Annotated in this window: 19 protein-coding genes and 2 pseudogenes; 12 read left to right on the forward strand and 9 right to left on the reverse strand. The window is 68.7% G+C overall.

Features of this window, described 5'->3' with window-relative positions; genetic code table 11:
- Positions 1-108: 108 nt before the first annotated feature.
- Both AB0J78_RS14900 and AB0J78_RS14905 read right to left on the reverse strand, forming a co-directional pair.
- A complete protein-coding gene (locus AB0J78_RS14900) occupies positions 109-612 on the reverse strand; it encodes a methylated-DNA--[protein]-cysteine S-methyltransferase (protein WP_363789748.1) in 504 nt (167 codons plus the stop codon).
- On the reverse strand, positions 606-2060 hold the full coding sequence (locus AB0J78_RS14905; RefSeq protein WP_363789473.1) for an AlkA N-terminal domain-containing protein: 1455 nt from the start codon (positions 2058-2060) through the stop codon (positions 606-608). Before AB0J78_RS14905 ends, AB0J78_RS14900 begins: the two co-directional genes overlap by 7 nt.
- 139 nt (positions 2061-2199) lie before the next feature.
- Between AB0J78_RS14905 and ychF the strand changes: the two genes are divergently transcribed.
- Together ychF and AB0J78_RS14915 are read left to right on the forward strand one after the other, a co-directional pair.
- Positions 2200-3279, forward strand: a complete 1080-nt coding sequence (gene ychF, locus AB0J78_RS14910) for a redox-regulated ATPase YchF (RefSeq protein WP_363789474.1) — start codon at positions 2200-2202, stop codon at positions 3277-3279.
- A gap of 523 nt (positions 3280-3802) precedes the next feature.
- Positions 3803-4201, forward strand: a pseudogene (locus tag AB0J78_RS14915) (HAD-IA family hydrolase); the annotation flags it as partial.
- 60 nt (positions 4202-4261) lie between these two features.
- Here the strand turns inward: AB0J78_RS14915 and AB0J78_RS14920 are convergent.
- On the reverse strand, positions 4262-4936 hold the full coding sequence (locus AB0J78_RS14920; RefSeq protein WP_363789475.1) for a haloacid dehalogenase type II: 675 nt from the start codon (positions 4934-4936) through the stop codon (positions 4262-4264).
- Positions 4937-5027: 91 nt separating this feature from the next.
- Here AB0J78_RS14920 and AB0J78_RS14925 point away from each other — a divergent pair, with 91 nt between their 5' ends.
- A complete protein-coding gene (locus tag AB0J78_RS14925) occupies positions 5028-5618 on the forward strand; it encodes a helix-turn-helix domain-containing protein (protein WP_363789476.1) in 591 nt (196 codons plus the stop codon).
- A gap of 470 nt (positions 5619-6088) precedes the next feature.
- Complete coding sequence (locus tag AB0J78_RS14930; protein WP_363789477.1) at positions 6089-6523, forward strand: DUF6292 family protein; 435 nt, start codon at positions 6089-6091, stop codon at positions 6521-6523.
- Between the two features lie 129 nt (positions 6524-6652).
- Here AB0J78_RS14930 and AB0J78_RS14935 read toward each other — a convergent pair.
- Positions 6653-7707 (reverse strand): annotated as a pseudogene (locus tag AB0J78_RS14935) (IS481 family transposase).
- A 362-nt stretch (positions 7708-8069) separates the two neighbouring features.
- On the opposite strand from AB0J78_RS14935, the gene AB0J78_RS14940 reads away from it, so the two are divergent.
- Positions 8070-8252, forward strand: coding sequence for a PspC domain-containing protein (locus tag AB0J78_RS14940; protein ID WP_363789478.1), 183 nt, complete (start codon positions 8070-8072; stop codon positions 8250-8252).
- A 61-nt stretch (positions 8253-8313) separates the two neighbouring features.
- On the opposite strand, the gene AB0J78_RS14945 is transcribed toward AB0J78_RS14940, so the two are convergent.
- Positions 8314-8784, reverse strand: a complete 471-nt coding sequence (locus AB0J78_RS14945) for a GntR family transcriptional regulator (protein ID WP_363789749.1) — start codon at positions 8782-8784, stop codon at positions 8314-8316.
- On the opposite strand from AB0J78_RS14945, the gene AB0J78_RS14950 reads away from it, so the two are divergent.
- A complete protein-coding gene (locus AB0J78_RS14950; protein ID WP_363789760.1) occupies positions 8731-9477 on the forward strand; it encodes a hypothetical protein in 747 nt (248 codons plus the stop codon). The genes AB0J78_RS14945 and AB0J78_RS14950 overlap by 54 nt on opposite strands.
- Before the next feature lie 14 nt (positions 9478-9491).
- Here AB0J78_RS14950 and AB0J78_RS14955 read toward each other — a convergent pair whose 3' ends face one another.
- Both AB0J78_RS14955 and AB0J78_RS14960 read right to left on the reverse strand, forming a co-directional pair.
- A complete protein-coding gene (locus AB0J78_RS14955; protein WP_132678250.1) occupies positions 9492-9752 on the reverse strand; it encodes a GntR family transcriptional regulator in 261 nt (86 codons plus the stop codon).
- A gap of 280 nt (positions 9753-10032) precedes the next feature.
- On the reverse strand, positions 10033-12537 hold the full coding sequence (locus AB0J78_RS14960) for an EAL domain-containing protein (RefSeq protein WP_363789479.1): 2505 nt from the start codon (positions 12535-12537) through the stop codon (positions 10033-10035).
- Between the two features lie 229 nt (positions 12538-12766).
- Here AB0J78_RS14960 and AB0J78_RS14965 point away from each other — a divergent pair, with 229 nt between their 5' ends.
- From AB0J78_RS14965 to AB0J78_RS14975, 3 genes are all read left to right on the forward strand, one after another.
- A complete protein-coding gene (locus AB0J78_RS14965; RefSeq protein ID WP_363789480.1) occupies positions 12767-13279 on the forward strand; it encodes a hypothetical protein in 513 nt (170 codons plus the stop codon).
- A gap of 188 nt (positions 13280-13467) precedes the next feature.
- Complete coding sequence (locus AB0J78_RS14970; RefSeq protein ID WP_363789481.1) at positions 13468-13665, forward strand: hypothetical protein; 198 nt, start codon at positions 13468-13470, stop codon at positions 13663-13665.
- Between the two features lie 68 nt (positions 13666-13733).
- Entirely contained in the window at positions 13734-14681 is a 948-nt protein-coding gene (locus AB0J78_RS14975; RefSeq protein ID WP_363789482.1) for an FAD-dependent oxidoreductase, read from the forward strand.
- Between the two features lie 15 nt (positions 14682-14696).
- Here AB0J78_RS14975 and AB0J78_RS14980 read toward each other — a convergent pair whose 3' ends face one another.
- Complete coding sequence (locus AB0J78_RS14980) at positions 14697-14990, reverse strand: 4a-hydroxytetrahydrobiopterin dehydratase (protein ID WP_363789483.1); 294 nt, start codon at positions 14988-14990, stop codon at positions 14697-14699.
- 142 nt (positions 14991-15132) lie between these two features.
- On the opposite strand from AB0J78_RS14980, the gene AB0J78_RS14985 reads away from it, so the two are divergent.
- From AB0J78_RS14985 to AB0J78_RS14995, 3 genes are read left to right on the forward strand one after another with little or no spacing between them, the layout of a single operon-like run.
- Positions 15133-15816, forward strand: a complete 684-nt coding sequence (locus AB0J78_RS14985) for a response regulator transcription factor (protein WP_132619623.1) — start codon at positions 15133-15135, stop codon at positions 15814-15816.
- Positions 15813-17132, forward strand: a complete 1320-nt coding sequence (locus AB0J78_RS14990) for a HAMP domain-containing sensor histidine kinase (protein WP_363789484.1) — start codon at positions 15813-15815, stop codon at positions 17130-17132. Before AB0J78_RS14985 ends, AB0J78_RS14990 begins: the two co-directional genes overlap by 4 nt.
- Before the next feature lie 21 nt (positions 17133-17153).
- Positions 17154-17987, forward strand: a complete 834-nt coding sequence (locus tag AB0J78_RS14995; RefSeq protein WP_363789485.1) for an NUDIX domain-containing protein — start codon at positions 17154-17156, stop codon at positions 17985-17987.
- Between the two features lie 97 nt (positions 17988-18084).
- Here AB0J78_RS14995 and AB0J78_RS15000 read toward each other — a convergent pair whose 3' ends face one another.
- A complete protein-coding gene (locus tag AB0J78_RS15000; RefSeq protein WP_363789487.1) occupies positions 18085-18594 on the reverse strand; it encodes a Uma2 family endonuclease in 510 nt (169 codons plus the stop codon).
- Positions 18595-18607 lie beyond the last annotated feature (13 nt).

Raw genomic sequence — 18607 nt, forward strand, 5'->3', positions numbered from 1 at the left:
CAATACACGGCGTCGCGGCGCCCGGCCCCAGAGAACCGCTGAGAACCCGCGGCGGTGCGAGCTGAGTCCCACACCTGAGGCAACGGCTACGCCGCATTTCAACAGTTCTCAGGAGTTGCGGCGCTCGTGTTCGAGCAGCCACTTCTTGCGGTCGGAGCCCCAGCGGAACTCGCCCACCGATCCGTCGCTGCGGACGATGCGGTGGCAGGGCACGAACAGCGCTGCGGCGTTGCGCGAGCACGCCGTCGCCGCGGCCCGGACCGCGCGGGGCTTTCCGGTGAGACCGGCGAATTCGGAGTAGCTGAAGAGCTTTCCGGGGGTGACGGTGCGCAGCACCTTCCACGCGTGCTGCAGGTAGGGACCGGAGTGCTGGCTGACCGGGATGTCGTCGATGGCCTGCAGATCACCCTCGTGGTAAGCGGTGATCGCCTTGGTCACCGGGCCGAGGTCGTCGACCTGCACCAGCTCCTCGAACATCAGCGACGGCGCGACCTGCGGTAGCAGGTCATCGGTCCAGGCCGTCCAGCCGGAGGCGAGCACGACGCCGTCGGTGTCGACCACCGCGCAGAACGGTCCCGCCGGAGTTTCCACAGTGGACCACTTGATCACGATTTCTCCCAGTTCTCGAAAGGTTTCTGCCGTGTCGCGGGGCCGTTGGTCGCGGCCTCCCACAGCAGCACACCGGCGTAGGAGCGCCACGGGCTCCAACGCCTGGCGTGCGCGGACAGATCGGCGGGTTCTTCGGGGATTCCTAGCAGCCCCGCACCCCGCCTCAGGGCCAGATCGCCGGAAAGAAGCACATCGGGGGTCCCGAGCACCCGCATCACCACGTAGCTCGACGTCCACGGGCCCACGCCCCGGATGCGCTCCAGGTCTTCGCGCAGTTCCGCCTCGTCGCGCCCGGGGTGCAGCGCGAGCCGCCCCTCGGCGACGGCGGCGGCCACGTCCCGCACGGTTTCCGCACGTCGCCGGGGGCCCGGCAGCGCTGCGGCCGCGTGCTCGGCGAGCACCTCGGCGGTGGGGAACAGCCTGGTCACCCCGCCTTCGGGGTGCGGCAGCTCATCGCCGAGCTCGGTGACGAGCCGTTCAGTGGTCGAGCGCGCGGCGGCGACCGAGATCTGCTGGCCGATCACCGCCCGCACCACGATCTCCAGCCCGTCCACCGCCCCGGGCACCCGGATGCCGGGGGAGCGGTGGAGGGATTCCCGCAGCAGCGGGTCGGAGCCGAGCACCTCGCCGATCGCGACCGGATCTGCGTCGAGGTCCAGCAACCGGCGCAGTCTGGCCACCGCGCTACCCAGATCCCGCAGGTCGGACAGCCGCAGGGTGCAGGCGACGTGCTTGTCGGCAGCGCGCAGCGTGGCGATGCCGGTGCCGTGCGGGAGTCGCAGCGACCGCGAGTAGCAGCCGTCACCGGACTCCTCCATCCCGGTCAGCGCCCGGCGGGCCAGGAACCGCAGCGCACCGGCGATGTCGCACGGCGCGCGGAACGGCAGCCGCAGCCGCACGGTCCCCGCCCCGCTGGGCGCACCGCGCTTCTGCCCGCGCAGTTCGGTGGGCGTGCGGCCGAAGATCTCCCGCATCGTGTCGTTGAACTGCCGCAGGCTCGCGAAGCCGGCCGCGAACGCGACGTCGCTGAACGAGATGTCGGTCGTCTCGATCAGCACCCGCGCCGAGTGCGCCCGGTTCGCCCGCGCCAGCCCCAGCGGGCCCGCGCCGAGCTCCGAGGTGAGCACCCTGGTCAGGTGCCGCTCGGAGTAGCCGAGCTTGTCGGCCAGCCCCTGCACCCCGCAGCGGTCGACGACTCCGTCGCTGATCAGCCGCATCGCGCGCCCGGCGAGGTCGGCACGCAGATCCCACTCGGGGGATCCGGGAACCGCGTCGGGCAGGCAGCGGCGGCACGCCCGGTACCCGGCGGCCTGCGCGGCAGCGGCGGTCGGGTAGAACTCGCTGTTGCTGCGCTTGGGCGTGCGAGCCGGGCAGGACGGTCGGCAGTAGATCCCGGTCGACCGCACGGCGTGGATGAAGCAGCCGTCGAACCGCGCGTCACGCGCGGCCACGGCCCTGAACGCATCCTCTGTTTCCACCAGCACGACCTCGATGTTCCCAGCGCGGGGGAGCGGTTACTAGCGGGAATCGGACACGGCGGGGACGACCGGGCCCGATGGTCCGGGAGCGGAACGCCTAAACTCCCAAGGCGTGAGTCTCACCCTCGGAATCGTCGGTCTGCCCAACGTCGGCAAGTCCACCATGTTCAACGCGCTGACCAGCAACGACGCGCTCGCGGCGAACTACCCGTTCGCCACCATCGAGCCCAACGTCGGTGTGGTGCCGTTGCCGGACGCCCGGCTGGACAAGCTGGCCGAGGTGTTCGGCTCCGCCAAGACGGTGCCCGCCACCGTCTCGTTCGTCGACATCGCGGGCCTGGTCAAGGGTGCCTCGGAGGGGCAGGGCCTGGGTAACAAGTTCCTCGCCAACATCCGCGAGGCCGACGCGATCTGCCAGGTCATCCGCGTCTTCGACGACCCCGACGTGGTGCACGTCGACGGCCGCGTCGACCCGTCCAGCGACATCGAGACGATCAACACCGAGCTGATCATCGCCGACATGCAGACGCTGGAGAAGGCGCTGCCGCGGATGGAGAAGGAAGCGCGGACGAACAAGGACAAGCGTCCCGCGCTGGAGGCCGTCAAGAAGGCGCAGACGATCCTGGAGGACGGCAAGACGCTGTTCGCCGCGGGCATCGGCAAGGACGACCCCGACCTGCGGGAACTCAACCTGCTGACGACCAAGCCGTTCCTGTACGTGTTCAACGCGGACGAGGGCGTGCTGTCGGACGAGGCCAAGCAGAAGGAGCTGCGCGAGCTGGTCGCCCCGGCTGACGCGGTATTCCTGGACGCCAAGGTCGAGGCGGAGCTCATGGAGCTCGACGAGGAGTCGCAGCGGGAGCTGCTGGAGTCCATCGGCCAGGAGGAGCCGGGCCTGAGCGCCCTGGCCCGCGCGGGCTTCCACACGCTCGGCCTGCAGACCTACCTCACGGCAGGCCCCAAGGAGGCCCGCGCCTGGACGATCCCGCAGGGCGCGACCGCCCCGCAGGCCGCAGGCGTGATCCACACCGACTTCGAGCGCGGCTTCATCAAGGCCGAGATCGTCTCCTACGACGACCTCATCGCCGCAGGCTCCATGGCCGACGCCAAGTCCGCGGGCAAGGTCCGCATGGAGGGCAAGGACTACATCATGGTCGACGGAGACGTCGTGGAGTTCCGCTTCAACGTCTAGTTTGAGTCGTTTTTGCAGGTGAGGGCCATCTAGTGTGACGGCGTTCGTCAGTCGTTCGTCAGCGTACGATCAGCCCGACCTTGCCAACGACGAAGTCCGGGCCCGCACTCCTGGCGTGGAGGTCGGGCCCGGGCCGTCTTGCGAGCCGTGGCTCAAGCGGGCACTGGCATCCCATCAGGAGACTCCTCGTCACCTCGCTCGGTGGCCTGCTCGCTCCTCAGGACTTCGCCGATCAGTCCAGCCGCCGCATTTCGCGTGCGGTCCTCCGCGCTCGGCCACAGCTGGGCGCAAGTGTTCAGTGTGATGGTGGCGCTGGAATGGCCAAGAGCCCGCTGAACCGTCACGACATCGCAGCCAGCGGCGACGTAGAAGTGACGTAGGTCATGAAGCCGCACGTCCTCGCACTTCGCTGTCTTACGGGTCTTCCGCCACCAGTAGCCAACGGTGTTCTGATGGGGCGGGTACCCACTCGGAGCTCTCAAGGAGCGTTCTGACCTCAGCGGAGGTCGGCAGGTTCAACTTCGTGAGCTCGAACTTGAAGCTTGTCACAAGCGCCCCCGGCATACCCGGAGCCTGTTACCTCTTGGCCAATCTGTCAGAGGCGGGGCTTGCCACCGTCATTGTCTCGAACAACTCGCACGCGGCCGTGGAGGCGTACCTGCACCGAGCCGGACTGAATCAGCACGTGCTCGGGGTCAGTGCACGCCGTGACGCCCATCCGGGCCGGATGAAGCCGAACCCCCCGTTGCTTCGCGAAGCGATCGCGACCCTCGGCCGGCCCGCCAACGAATGCGTTATGATCGGCGACTCCCTGAGCGACATCCAGGCAGCAAAGACCGCCGGAACCATGTCGATCGGCTACGCGAACAAGCCCCACAAGCACGACCGCATGTTGGCGCTGAACCCCGATGCTGTCGTCGACCGGATCGAGGACTGGGGTTTTCCCTTCTCGTACATGGGAGGGGAACCCCTGACGTGGGGCTCAGGCTGCGGGGAGTTGCAAGAGGCGTTCAGCGACCTGGACAAGATCGGGACCGCTTACGTCGGGCGCGGTGAAGACGTCGCCATAGCGGCCTTCCAGTCGCTCACACCAACCAGCGAGGCAACCGGCACGTTTGGCTCCGTGGCAGTCCCAGGCGTGCACCGCGACCAGCGCCATGTTGTCCGGTGATGTTCCGAGTTCGTGGGCGGTCACGCGGTAGATCGAAGGGGCGGGTTTCCAGATGCCGGCCTGCTCTGCGGTGATCATCTTATCCACGTGGCGCGCCAGTCCCGCTTGTTCCAGGAACCGTGCCGTGTTCTGTGCGCTGCCGACGGTCAAGCAGCCGACCCGCAGTCCGGCTTCGGACAGCAGTCGTAGCGCGGGTTCGGCATCGGGGTGTGCGGGCAGTTGACCGAATCCCTCCAGGACGTAGTCGATGTCTGCCTCGGTCGCGGTGTGTTCGGTGTCGGTGCGCAACGCTTGTCGTGCCACCGACTCGAACGTCCCGAAATCCCCGCTGAGGGTCAGCGCCATGGAGTCGCGCTGGAAACGCATGAACCACGGCTGCAACAGCTGCGCAGGCTGGCCGATCTTCTCCAGCCGTTCGCGCAGCGGGTCCAGGTTCAACAGGGTTTCGAGCACATCGAAAGCAACGGCGTGCGGGCGAGTGGTCACGAGTCCTCCCTCGGTTGGCGAGTCAGCTTCCAGAACGTTAGAGTACATACCGGTTTGTATAGTTCCCAAACGATGCCGGGACGGAGCTGCGGTGGCATCCACACAACGAAGGTCCGGGGGCACGTCCCCGGCGGGGGATCGGATTCTGGCCACTGCTTCGCAGTTGTTCTACGAGCGGGGCATCCGAGCGACAGGGGTCAACACGATCGCCGAGCAAGCAGCGGTCACCAAGGTCACCCTCTACGCCCACTTCGGCTCCAAAGACGGTCTTGTGGCAGCGCATCTGCGCGCCCGTGACCAACGGTGGTGGACCGAGCTCCATGAGTTCCTCGCCGGGCGTACGAGCGCAGAGGAACGCCTGAAGGCGATGTTCGACGCATACCAGGCCTGGGCACTGGAAGGCGGGTTCCGTGGGTGCGGCTTCGTCAACGCCGCCACCGAGATCACCACCCCCGACCATCCCGGTCGCGCCATCATCAGCGACCACAAAGAGGGCATCCGGCGTTACCTCGAATCCTTCGCCACCGAAGCAGGATGCACCGATCCAGCGGAGGTCGCCGACGAGTGGTTCCTCCTGCTGGAGGGAGCCATGGTGACCGCAGCACTACGGCAAAGCGCCGAACCCCTCCACCGCGCTCGCCAAGCCGCCCTCCGACTGCTGCCATCACCGAGCCCGGAATAGCCATCGCTTCCTGGCATGTACCGATGCCCCGGAAAGGGACCCGCTAGTGAGACACCACTAGGACCAGGGCGCACGCCACCAGACGCAGGCGGTAGAGCCGATACGGACAGCCACAATCGGTCTGTCGGCACTGTTACCCGTCATCTGAAGCCAGCGTGTTACCCTTCAAGCGAAGTAGCACACTTGATGCGCTGCACGCGTGTTCAGAGCTTCTCTACTTCATCAAGGGCGGGCCATGCAGGCCCGCCTGCCTGCAGTTTCCGAGGTCGGCGCAGCGGGGCCCCGCCGGGGGCCCGCCTCCGGCACCCCGCGCGCCGTCCAGACCGGAAGGCAAGCGGGCCCGGCGCCGCGGAGGGGCCGCTGACCGCCCTTGATGGGCAACGCGCTCAGCTGCCAGCTTGAGTCTGCGGAGCTGCCAACGGGCGCCGCACTCCCCAGTTGCCATGTACTGACACAGTTAAGCTGAAGCCATGGTCAGTCCATCAGAAACAGCGTGGGCATTAGAGCGAGGCTTGGACGGATATGTCCAGGCGGTCGCCGCGGCGCTGGAGGTTCCCATCGAGGCCACGAGCTTTGAGATCAGTGACACGGCTACGGCCTACCTCGGGTTGGCTCACCGCGCAGCGGAACGGCCTAGGGAGGATCTAATGCTTGTCTGGAGCGAACAGCAGGGTTGGTCGGTGATGGCCGAAACCGACCCGGCCGAAGCGCCGAAGATGATAGCCGAATTCGGCAGTTATGACCGGGTTCCCGAGCCGCGTACCGTGGCGCGCTTCGCCAGGGACGTGATGTCCGGACACCGCCCAGCCCCGGAACGTTCCACATTCCGCGGCCCGGCCATACGCGAGGAGCTGGCCCGGCAGCTGACCCCATACGCTGCCGCCACGGGAGTAACAGAAAATTAAGCCGAAGAGGGCCGCATAAAGAGATGTCCTCGCCGGACGGGCAGGCCAACAGGGTGAGGGGACAGGCATATCGGCTGCGGTTCGGTCGTGGCTGCTCTGTCCTCACCCCATCGACCTCCACGAGGGCTATCAGCCCGCGTCAAGGGGGCGAGCTTGAGTGCCGGCGTCTCCCGCTGACATCGCCGGTTGCCCCCTTGACACGGGCTGATGAGGGCTAAGCCAGGTCGACGGGGTGAGGACAGAGGCCCTCCCTTGCAGGTGGTGATGGTTGTAGCCGTGGAGCCAGCCGGGCAAGGCGGCGCGCCGTTGGGTCTCGGTGCTGTAGGGCTGGGCGTAGGCCCATTTATCGAGCAGGGTGCGGTGGAAACGCTCGACTTTGCCGTTGGTCTGGGGCCGGTAGGGGCGGGTCCGCTTGTGGCTGATTCCGGCCGTGTGCAGCGCTTCTTTCCAGGGGTGGGATCGGTACCAGGCGCCGTTGTCGGTCAGGACTCGCTGGATATCGATGCCCGCTGCCGCGAACCATGCTTGCGCTCGTTTCCAGAAAGCTGTGGCGGTGGTTTTCGTTTCGTCGGGCAGGATTTCGGTGTAGGCCAACCTGCTGTGGTCGTCCAGAGCGGTGTGCAGGTAGGTATAGCCCAGCTTCGTCCGCGGGCTGGTGCTGTTGTTGGCGATGGGTCGGCTGCGGGTGTTGTGCCGCCGCCGGTGGCGCGTCCGTGGACTTTGTGGCCGCCTCCGTCGGGGATGTTGCCCAGCTTTTTGATGTCGACGTGCACCAGCCCACCCGGCTGTGGGTATTCGTAGCGGCGGATCACGCGCCCGGTGGCCCGGTTCATATGCGCCAGCCGGTTGACCCGGTAGCGCACCAGCACCCGGTGCACGGTCGAGGGATTGAGCCGCAGCAGACCGGCGATGCGGGCTGGGCCCCACCGCCGAAGCACCCGGACTTTGATGATCCGCCGCTCGGTTCGAGTGGGAACACGCCGTGGGTTGTGATGCGGGCGGCTGGAGCGATCGATCATGCCCGGTTCGCCGTCACGCCGGTAGCGATCCGCCCACCGCTTCGCGCAACCCACCGAGACCTGGAAACGCTCGGCCGCCCGCCGCAGCGGCCACCGATCATCCACGACACACCGGGCCAGGCGTAGCCTGCCGGTCTCCGTCAGCGGGGCATTACGGTGGGGCACGAGGACCTCCTGGCTGTTCGGTGCGTGATGTGGTGATCCACACCGAACCCGGAGGTCCTCGCTCATTCCAAGATCATCCGACCCCGTGTTACCCGTTCACAACCTCCGTGATCAGTACACCTAGCCGTCGGGCACAGGTGCAGCGGTGCCATTCGTCAGTTGTTCGTCAGGGCAGCGAAAACCGCCGCAAAACGACGAGAAGTTAAGAGCAACGTCTTGCCAGGTCAGACAGTGTTCGAGCTTGAAGTTGCTGGTAGCGAATCCGCTGGTAGTAGTTCCGCTTCAACGTCTGCTCTGCCCTGGTCGCCCCGCTCTGGAGCGGGTGGTGATCGAGATCAGCGGCATCCCCCTATGGTGTGGGCATGGCTGAACGCTTCACCCGCCCCAAGCGGGGCTCCTGGATCGTCGGCGTGTGCGCTGGGGTCGCCGACGGACTAGGGCTGCCGAGGAGCTTGGTGCGGCTCCTGTTCGTGCTGGCCGCCGGTGCCGGGGGCGCCGGCGTGATCGTCTACTTCCTGCTGTGGACGTTCACCAGGGCCGAATAGCTCGCTCTGGTCGGGCATCACGCCGGACTCCGTGCCAGGTCCGCGAACGAGGGCCGCGCGGCTACGACTTCTTCGGGGAGACGAACGTTCCCTTCCCGGAGAGGACCTTGAGCAGACCTTCGCCGCGGAGCGCGTTCACCGCTTTGATCGCGGTCAGGCGGGCGACACCGTAGATCTCACCGAGTTCGGGGTCGCTGGGCAGCCGGGAGCCGACCGACAGCTCACCGGACTCGATGTCGGCACGAAGGTTGCTCAGGCCGGATCGGTCCGGTCCTGCGTCGTGGGAGCCTCCGAGTGGCTGATCTTGGGGGAAACGCCTGTTTTCGTCCCTGAGTTGCTCTAGCCTCCTGCCGAGAACGGCGGTGTGCCATCGGTTTTGGCTGGGCGGGGGTGCGGGGCGTTGCCGGAGGGCGATGACGGCGAGCGGTCGGGATCGAAAGGTTCTGACACGCCCAGGTGGGTCGCGATCATCGGAGCCGTGGGCTCGGTGGTGGCCCTCCTCGGCTTCCTGGGGTTCTCCAACATCGGGCAGCTGGGCAACGCGCTCGACAACGCTCTGGGCGGTAGCCCCTCCTCGTCCGCCGAGCCGTCGAGAGCCTCGGTGACCAGCGAGGACGACGAGCCGAGCTCCACCTACGAGCCGACGCGCACCTACACGACCGAGCCGACGAAGACCGCATCGCCGGACGAGGAGGCAACCGACGAAACCCCGTTCACGACCGCTGCTCTGCTGCCCGACGACTTCGAGGACGATCGCGGGGTCGGCTACACCCGCGTCGCATCGGGGGTGCACGGCTGCACGGACGCTTCTCACATGTCCGACGACGTCCGGCGAGTGCTGAGCGGCTACGACTGCGATCTGACCGTCACCGGGAACTACCTGAAATCGGGCGACGTCTCGGAGGACGCCGACGTGCTCGTGTCGGTCCAGGTCATCCGCTTCGACGACACCTCGACGGCCAAGGCGGTCAAGGAGCGCATCGTCGCCGGAGGCTCGTGGGACTTCGGCATCTGGTGCCCGAACGAGGGGCGCGGGAGCGACGCCTGCGACGGCTACGAGCGGGCGCGGACCGAGAGCTACGTCAGCTACGACCACCGGTACGTCGTCCACGCCGTCGCCCTGTACGTGAACCTGAGCTCGTCTCCCGACACGGAGACCGCCACCGACGCTGCGGCGGATGCGGCCGTCACCGAGATCGGCCCGGAGAACTACACCGGCGACTGAGTCGAGCTCATCGCCTACGACTTCTTCGGGACGACGAACGTCCCTTTTCCGGAGAGGACCTTGAGCAGGCCTTCGTCCCGGAGCGCGTTCACCGCTTTGATCGCGGTCAGGCGGGCGACGCCGTAGATCTCGCCGAGTTCGGGGCCGCTGGGGAGCCTGGACCCGGCCGACAGCTCACCGGACTCGATGTCGGCGCGGAGGTCGTCGGCGATCTGCTGCCAGACGTACTCGGGCGACTCGTGGTCGACACGATCAGCGCGGCTCTCCCAACTCATACCGCGACGTTAATCCCATAGAGCTAACTAGGCCGCGCCGATACTAGCCGTAGCTATCTAGTGCTATCTAATATTCGGCCATGGCGGCTATCGCGGTGGGCGGGTTCATGATCGACCTGGAGCTCACGGTTCTCGACGACCGCGAGTGGTGGATGTGCCCGGTCGGTGGCCTTCGCTGCGGACGTGTTCTCGTCGACCTCGACACGATGGGGCTCGACGCCATGACCTGCCACGTCGAGATCGCTCACCCGCACGTCCTCGCGGCTTGGTGGAGTCGGCGTCAGCCCGTGGGGAGTGTGAGCGCGGACGTCAGCAGTTCGTCGAGGGAGACGGGTTTGCTGAGGTAGTAGCCCTGGACGTGGTCGCAGCCGATGTCGCGGAGGAAGTCGAGCTGCTGCGCCGTCTCGACGCCTTCGGCCACGACGTCGAGGCCGATCGCGTGGGCCATGGTGATGATGCTGGTGACGATGACCTGGAGCTCCTCCGAGTCGCTCAGGTCGGTGATGAAGGATCGGTCGATCTTGAGGGTGTCCAGCGGGAGCCGGCGGAGCTGGGCCAAGGACGAATAGCCGGTGCCGAAGTCGTCGATCGCCAGTGTCACGCCCAACTCGCGCAAGGTTTCCAGCACGCGCGCTGCCGCGGTCGGGTCGTGCATGATCGCCTCCTCGGTGATCTCCAGGCACAGGGCGTGGGCGGGCAGGCCCGAATCCGCGAGGGCGTGCTGCACGAGGCTCGGCAGGCCGGGGTCGTCGAGCTGGCGCGGCGAGAGGTTGGCGTTGAGCGTCAGGTCGAGTCGATGTCGCTCGCGCTCGGTGGCGAGTTCGCGGGTCGCCGAGCGCAGCATGTGGGCGCCGATGGAGTTGATCAGGTTGCTCTCCTCGGCCACCGGGATGAACTCGGCGGGTGAGATCGGGCCGTGGACCGGGTGGCGCCACCGCAGCAATCCCTCCGCGGCCACGGTGCGATCGGTGCGCAGATCGGCGACGGGCTGGTAGGCCACCCAGAGCTGGTCCCGTCCCGCGGCGTGGCGGAGGTCCTGCTCCAGATCCATGTGCCGCTGCACGCGCTTGCGGAGCACCACGTCGAAGAACGCGTGGCGCCCGCCACCCCGAGTCTTGGCCTGGTACATGGCCACGTCGGCATCGCGCAGGAGGTCCTCACCGGATCGGTCATCGCCGGGCAGGGCCACGACTATCCCGATGCTGCCGTTGACGTGCAGCGCTCTGCCCTGCATTCGGATCGGTTCGGTCAGGGCGTCGAGCAGGCGCGTGCAGCGCTCGGCGAGCGCGTGGTGATCGCTCTCGTCGTTGACGAGGACCACGAATTCGTCGCCGCCTAGTCGACCGACCAGGCCATTCGGAGGCGTCGCGCGCACCAGCCGCTGCCCGGCGTGGTCCAGGACGGCGTCGCCGACGCCATGCCCGAGCGAGTCGTTGATGATCTTGAAGTTGTCCAGGTCGAGGAACAGCACGGCCATCGGCTGCTCTTGGTGTCGCGCCTGCTCCAGGTGCCGGAGCACCAGCGTGCGGTTGGCCAGGCCGGTCAGCGGATCGTGGGTGGCCTCGTGCTCCAAGCGGTTCTGGGCGGCGCGCCGCTCGGTGATGTCGGTGAACGACACGACGACCTTGGAAGGCGTTCCCGTCGCGGTGTTCAACGAGCGAGAGGTGACCGCCAACCAAGCGATGCGGCCGTCGGTTCGTTCGAGGCGGACCACCTGGGAGTTCAACACCGGTACGCGACCCTCCAGCCGCAGCGCTGCCCCGGATTCGTCGTACAGGCGCCAGGAGGCCAGCACGGAACCGACGATCTCCGATTCGCGTGCGCCGAGCACGCGTCGAGCAGCCGGGTTGGCCGACTCGATGATGCCCGCGGAGCCGAGCACGACGACGCCTTCGTCGAGCGTGTCGACCACCGTCGAGAAGTCCTGCTCCGCCCGGTGCCGCTCCGCCTTCTCGTGGCGAGCCAGCTCCTGCTGCATCCGCGCGATGTGGCGGGTTTCGCTCAGGATGCGCGCGCGCATCGTCTCCACCGCACGCGCGACCGCGGTCAACTCGGGCGGGCCGGCCTCGTGGACGGGGCGGTCGAGATCGCCCTCCGACACCTGGTTGACCTGCGACACGAGTGTGCGCAGCGGGCGGGTGAGCGAGTTGCGGAGCAGCAGGATCGCCGTCGCCCAGGAGATGAGGCCGACCAGGGCGAGCGCCAGCGTGAGCCAGTTCGCGGCCGTGCGCGCCGCCGCGGCTCGGGCTTCTTCCGCCGCTTCGATCGCGTCGACTCGGGTGCTCAGCTCCTTCAGCTCGCCCCGCAGCACGGCGGCGTGCTGCTGTTCGGACTCCTTCTCGGGAGTCGAGAGGTTCAGCGGACCCGGACTGCGGCTTCGCGCGATCAGCGGCTCGACGGATTCGTGCCGCCATTCCTGCGCGGCCGCGTCGACCTGGTTCAGCAGGTCCTGCACCTCGGGGTCGTCGGCGAGTCGACGCCCCACGGTGTCGTGGAACTGGGCGGCGTTGGCCTGGTCGGCTGCGTACGCCTGGAGGAAGGCCGGGTCATCGGTCAGCAGGAACGCCCGCACGCGGTTCTCCTGCTGGGCGTAGGTGGTGACCAGGTTGGCGGTGCCGTTCTGCGCGGGCACGACCTTGGTGATCAGTTTCGTCGTCGAGTCCTCGACCCGCTGTCGCAGGGCGAACATCCCGCCGGTGATCACCACGGTCACCACCATCAGTGCCCCGACGAGTGCGTAGAGGCGTCCCAGCAGGGAAAACCGTCCTCGCCGTCGTGGACCCATCCCACGAGTATGCGAGACCGGCGCGCACCACACTGGCCAGGCGAAGCCGCAGGTCACCCCGTTGCCGAGCCACCGGGAGGGGCGGCCACGCCGCTCCAGCGGTCCCGGGGTCCTCTCCGAAGCGACCCTGAAGCCCTGGCCAGGCCCTCGCCGCACGGGGGATCACTGGCGGCCGTTCCCGCTGCTGCGGTGTGTTCTCCTAGGACGTGCTTGGAGCGCGGGAGGGGCGATGACGTCGAAGACGCAGTTGCGGAAGGCGGCCTTGGGGTTGCCCCAGGTGGAGGAGCGGAGCCACCTCGGAACGCTGTCGTTCTCGGTGCGGGGCAAGGGTTTCGCGTCGCTGACCGGAGAAGGCGTCGTTCAGGTGTGGCTCACCGACGAGGACGCCGAGGCGTTCCTGGCGAAGGTTCCGGGGGAGCGGTTGGCGCGGGCGGGCGAGCCGTTCGGGATCGCCGTGCCGCTGGCGGAGATCAACGGCAAGGACCTCAACGAGCTGATCCGCCTGGCCTGGAGTTGCCGCGCGCCCGAGAGCCTGGTTCGGGCACAGCAAGCTGATCCCGCCGACTCGGACCTGCCCACGTCGATCGGCCGTCCCGCGACGAGAGCCCTGCACGGCGCCGGAGTCACCACGCTCGCCCAGCTCGCCACCTGGACCGACGAAGATCTCCTCGCACTGCACGGAGTGGGCCCGAAAGCCATCCGCATCCTCACCGAAACCCTCCACGAACACGGCCTCCGCTGAGCCATGAGCACGGGCTCGGACTGCGGCGAAACCGTGGCTCTGCCCGCTCTGCTCCGTCCGGGTTGGGCGGAATCGGGGGAGAGCTCGGCGTACATCTACTCAGCGCGGGAACGTTCTTCACCTCTGCCGCAGCACCCCTGCTGACCTGCAGCATCGTGGTACGACCGACGTTGGGGTGGGGAGCGGTGATGATCGAGGAGAACCGGAGGATCGGCAGGCCGATGTGCCGTTCGGCGAACTTCGCCGTGGTGCTGCGGGAAGCCCAGTGGGAGCTCGACCGGGTGGCCTTCCGGCTGCCCAGGGGCGAGGTCTCCCGGAGCGAACGACACAGGCTGGCCGACGTGCTGACCGAACTGGCCGACCACCTCCGCGACTACGACGGCTGACCGGCGGCCGGGTGAACCCGGGGCCTTTCGGGGTTCCGTCCCACCACGGGACTGCTAGCGTCGGACGGGTGAGTCCGGTACTCGTGATCGGCGCGGGCGTGCACGGCCTGACCTGCGGGGTCGTGCTGGCCGAAGCGGGTCGGCAAGTGCGGATCCGCACCGCTGAGCGGCCCCGCGAGACGACCTCGGCGGTCGCCGGGGCGATGTGGGGCCCGGCGCGGCTCAAACCACCGGAACGAGTGCTCTACTGGGCGACCCTCTCGCACGCCGAGTTCACCGCGCTGGCGCGCGACGAGGACTCCGGCGTGCACCTGGCCCCCGGCCGGATGGCTGCTCGGTTCGATCTCGGCGACGTCGTCCCGCCGGAAACCAAGCTGATCCCCGACCTGCATCGATGCGGCGAGCAGGAGCTGCCCGAGGGCTTCGTCTGGGGCTACCGGGGCACGGTCCCGCTGATCGACATGCCCCGCTACCTCGACTACCTCCTGGCCCGGTTCCAGGCGGCCGGTGGCGAGATCCTGCTGGCGTCCGTGCCGTCGCTGGCCGACGCCGCCGCCGAATCGGACATCGTCGTCAACTGCACCGGCGTCGGAGCGCACGAACTCGTCGGCGACCCCGGGGTGCACCCGGTGCTCGGCCAGCACGTCGTGGTGCGCAACCCCGGCATCGACGAGTACTTCATCGAGCTCAGCGAGGGCGGCGAGTTCACGTCGTGGATGCCGCACGGCGATCGGGTGGTGCTCGGCGGCATCGCCGTGGACCACGACTGGCGGCGGACACCGCGAGCCGAGGTCAGCGCGCGGATCCGCCGCCGCGTCGCCCAGCTCGAACCGCGGCTCGCCGACGCCGAGGTGCTGGAGGAGACCGTCGGGCTGCGGCCGGGCCGCGACTCGGTGCGGGTCGACGTCGAGCACTACGAGGGCGCCCGCATCATCCACGACTACGGCCACGCCGGCTGCGGCGTCGGCCTGTCCTGGGGCTGCGCCTTCGAAGTCGCCGACCTGGTCGAGGGCTAGGCAGGCCGTTCAGGCCTACCCGAACTGCTCCACGACGCTGTCGATCTCCTGCGCCAGCGACGTGTCGTTGCTCGTGATGCCGCCCTTGAAGTGCGTCGACAGGTAGAACGTCACCTTGTTGAAGCGGATGTCGATGTCGGGGTGGTGGTTCTCGTTCTCGGCGATCTCGGCGATGCGCATGACAGCCTGGATGGCCTGCGGAAACCCGGGGAAGTCGACCACGCGGACGATGTTGTCGCCGTCCCGGTGCCACTCCGGCAGGTGTTCCAGCGCCTCGGCGATCTGCGCGTCGGTGAGGAGTTCGGTCATGTCCTCATGGTGCCCGAGTGAGAGCGAATCGACCGCCTGCGACGTGCCCAGTCTGAGATCGAGCTGAGAATTGGTCCGATCACTGTGAGAAGGCGCTGAGACCGGATGCTCGCGGCGGGTGGCGGTCGGCATGCTGGTCACCATGTTGCCTCGGGTTCTGGTGGTCGACGACGAGCCGGGAGTGCGGACCGCGCTGCGCCGCGGGTTGTCCGCGGAAGGCATGGAGGTCAGCGTCGCCGCCGACGGGCCCGAAGCGCTGCGCCTGGCCATGACCGGTGCCTTCGACGTCGTGCTGCTCGACGTCATGCTGCCCGGCATGTCCGGTTACCGGGTGCTGGAGCGGATGCGCGAGCAGGACGTGACCACGCCGGTGCTGCTGATCTCGGCCAAGAGCGGCGAGGTCGACCAGGCCGACGGGCTCGATCTCGGAGCCGACGGCTACCTGGTCAAGCCCTTCTCCTTCCTGGTGCTCGTGGCTCAGGTGCGGGCGCTGCTGCGGCGGCGCGACAACGCGAGCCAGCAGGCGTGCCTGCGGGTCGGGGCGCTGGAGATCGACCGCAGCAACCGCGAGGTGCACTGGGACGGCCAACCCGTCACGCTCTCGCCGCGCGAGTTCGGGCTGCTCGTCGCGCTCGCCAGCCACCCCGAGTCGGTGGTGCCCAAGGACGACCTGCTGCGCATGGTGTGGGGCGAGGAGCAGTTCGTCACCCGCAACGTCGTCGAGGTCTACGTCGGCTACCTGCGCCGCAAGCTCACCGCCGTGGGGGCCGGGGAGCTGGTGCAGACCGTGCGCGGGCAGGGCTACCGCGTGTGCGCCGAAGCATGATCAGGAGGCTGCGCGGCTGGTGGCAGCGCCGCACCATCCAGTTCCGCACCAGCGTCGTGGCCACAGTCGTCGCGTTGATCGGTCTCGGAGTGGTCGCGCACGCCGGGGCAGGGATCGTCAGCTGGCTGCTGATCGACTCCGTCGACGCGGACCTCAAGCGCATCGCGGGCGGCACCGCGAGCCACGTCGCCGCCGGTTCGCCCGTCGTCGGCCGGCCCGACGTGCGCGTGCTCGGCGAGAACGGGGAGCCGGTCGACGGCTTGCCCAGCGCCAACCTGAGCGAGTGGCAGATCGCCGAGCTGAGCGCGGGAAGCGGCGTGCTCGACTTCGAGGCACCCGCCGAGCTGCACCGCTGGCGAGGCGTCCCGGTCACCGACCCCGGCGGCCGGCACCTGCTGGTGGCCGCCGAAGCCCGCCTGGTCGGCTTCGCCGACACCGCCGGGCGCACCGGGAAGCTGCTCAGCTTCGGATCGGTGCTGGCAGCGGCCCTGGTCGGCTTCGCGACCTGGCTGGTCGTGCACCGGTCGCTGCGGCCGGTCGACCGGATCCGCAGCGCCGCCGCCGGCCTGCCCGAAGGCGAGCGGCTCCCGGTCCCCGAGGCCGCCGACGAGATCCGGGCGCTGGCCGAAGAGCTCAACGCGATGCTCGCCCGCCGCGACGCCGACACCGAACGGCTGCGCCGGTTCACCGGCGACGCGGCCCACGAGCTGCGCAACCCCGTCGCCTCCATCCGCGCCCAGGCCGAGGTCGCGGTCATGCACCCCGACCCGGACATCGCCCACGAGACGCTGCAGGACATCGCCCTCGAAGCGCAGCGGCTGTCCACTCTGGTGGAGAGCCTGCTCGCGCTCGCCCGCGCGGAGCGCGAGGTCGAACCGACCCGGCCGGTGGACCTGGCTGCGGCAGCGCGCACGGCGGCCGAACGGCTCGGCAGCGACGTCGAACTGGACGTGCCCGAGGACCCGGTGCTCGTGCTGGCCGCGCCCGCCGAGGTCTCGACGGTGCTGGAGAACATCATCGGCAACGCCCAGCGCTACACCAGGACGTCGGTGCGGGTGTCGGTGCAGGCCGAGCCGGGAATGGGCGTGCGACTGCTGGTCGACGACGACGGTCCCGGCATCCCGGCCGAGCACCGGCCGCGCGTGTTCGACCGCTTCTACCGCGTCGAACCGGACCGGGCCCGCAGCACCGGCGGTGCCGGGCTCGGCCTGGCGCTGGCGGCCGAGGCCGTGCGCAGGCGCGGCGGATCGGTGCGCGCCGGCGAGGCGCCCTCGGGCGGTGCGCGCATCGAGGTCCGCTGGCCGGCCGCGCGCTGACGTCGGGCAAGATTCGTGAACGTGGCGGTTCTGCGGAGTACCGGTCTGATCGAGGCACCACTGGCCACCGTGGGGGCCGCGCTGCGGCACACCCGGACGGCTGAGACGGGGTTGGCCGACCTCGGCATTCGCGGCCGGTCGCTGACCAGCCCGGATTCGCTGCTGGTGCCCGGCGATGAACTCGCGTTCCGGCTCTCCGCGTTCACCCTGACCACGCGCATCGTTCGCGCCGACGCCGACCGGTTGAGCTCGGTGCTGGTCGCCGGGCCGCTCGCACAGCTGCGGCACGACGCGGTCCTGGCCCAGGTCGGCCCGCGCACGCTGCTCACCGACTCGGTGCGGTGGACGAGCCCGTTCGGCCCGCTGGGCAGGCTCGGCGACGTGGCCGTGGGCCGGCGGTTGGTGCTCGACGTGCTGGCCGCTCGCATCCGCGCCGTCCGCGAACTCGCGGAGTCCTGGGCGGTGCGGAAGATCGTCGTGGGGACCGCGATCGTGCACGAGGGACGTTTGCTCGCTCAGCAGCGCGGCTACCCGGCCTCGCACGCCGGTCAGTGGGAGCTGCCGGGCGGGCGCGTCGAACCCGGCGAGGACGAGTCCGACGCCGTGGTCCGCGAGTGCCGCGAAGAGCTCGACGTCGAGGTCCGTCCCACCGGCCGCCTCGGCACCGACGTGCCCCTGGACAACGGCATGCTGCTGCGCATCCACACAGCGGAGCTCAAGGACCCCGCCCAGCAGCCCACGGCGGTCGAGCACCGCGACGTCCGCTGGGTGAGCGCCGGTGAGCTGCCCGCACTCGACTGGCTCGAAACCGACCGAGTCCTCCTGCACACCTTGCGCGAACTACTCGGCGCCTAGTTCGAGTAGTTCCGCGGGATCGAAGGTCAGGGGGAAGGGCAGGTCGGTCTGGAAGCGCTGACCGTTGAGCGCTTTGGCGTGATCGCGATACTCGCCATCAACCAGCTTCAGCAGTTCTACGCAAGCGCGTTCGCGCTCGTAGGAGATGTTGACTCTCATGTAGTACGGTGCCGACCTTGCCGTACTCAGCAGGCTTGTCGATGTGGTCGGTGCGGCGACTGGACCTCGACACGCACTCGCCGATGAGCAGCACCTGTTCGGCAGGGATCCACACGCGTCCGGCGGCAGGTCGCCGCAGCACGGAAAAGCCCGGTTGGACCCAGCGCAGAGACGACAGCGACGGCATCTCGACGTTCAAGGTCGTGTAGGCAGCGCCGCCGAGTTGGCGAGCGGGTTCGCGCATCCGCAGGCGGAGCTCATCCGCCGCGTAGACGTTCGCGGAACCTTCGTAGGGGCTCACTATCAGCTTTCCGTCCAGGCACTCGTACTTGGCCGGGGGCATCCCCGGGATCGGCAGGTACCTGTCGGCGAGCTCAGGCGTCCACAGCCCGTCGAGGTCGACGAGCGGGTCGAACGGACCTTCCGGGCCGAATGCCGGTGCTGCCACGGCGGCACTCCTC

Origin of the sequence: Saccharopolyspora sp. NPDC049426, assembly GCF_040676935.1 — a bacterium.
In the GTDB taxonomy this organism is placed as follows: domain Bacteria; phylum Actinomycetota; class Actinomycetes; order Mycobacteriales; family Pseudonocardiaceae; genus Saccharopolyspora.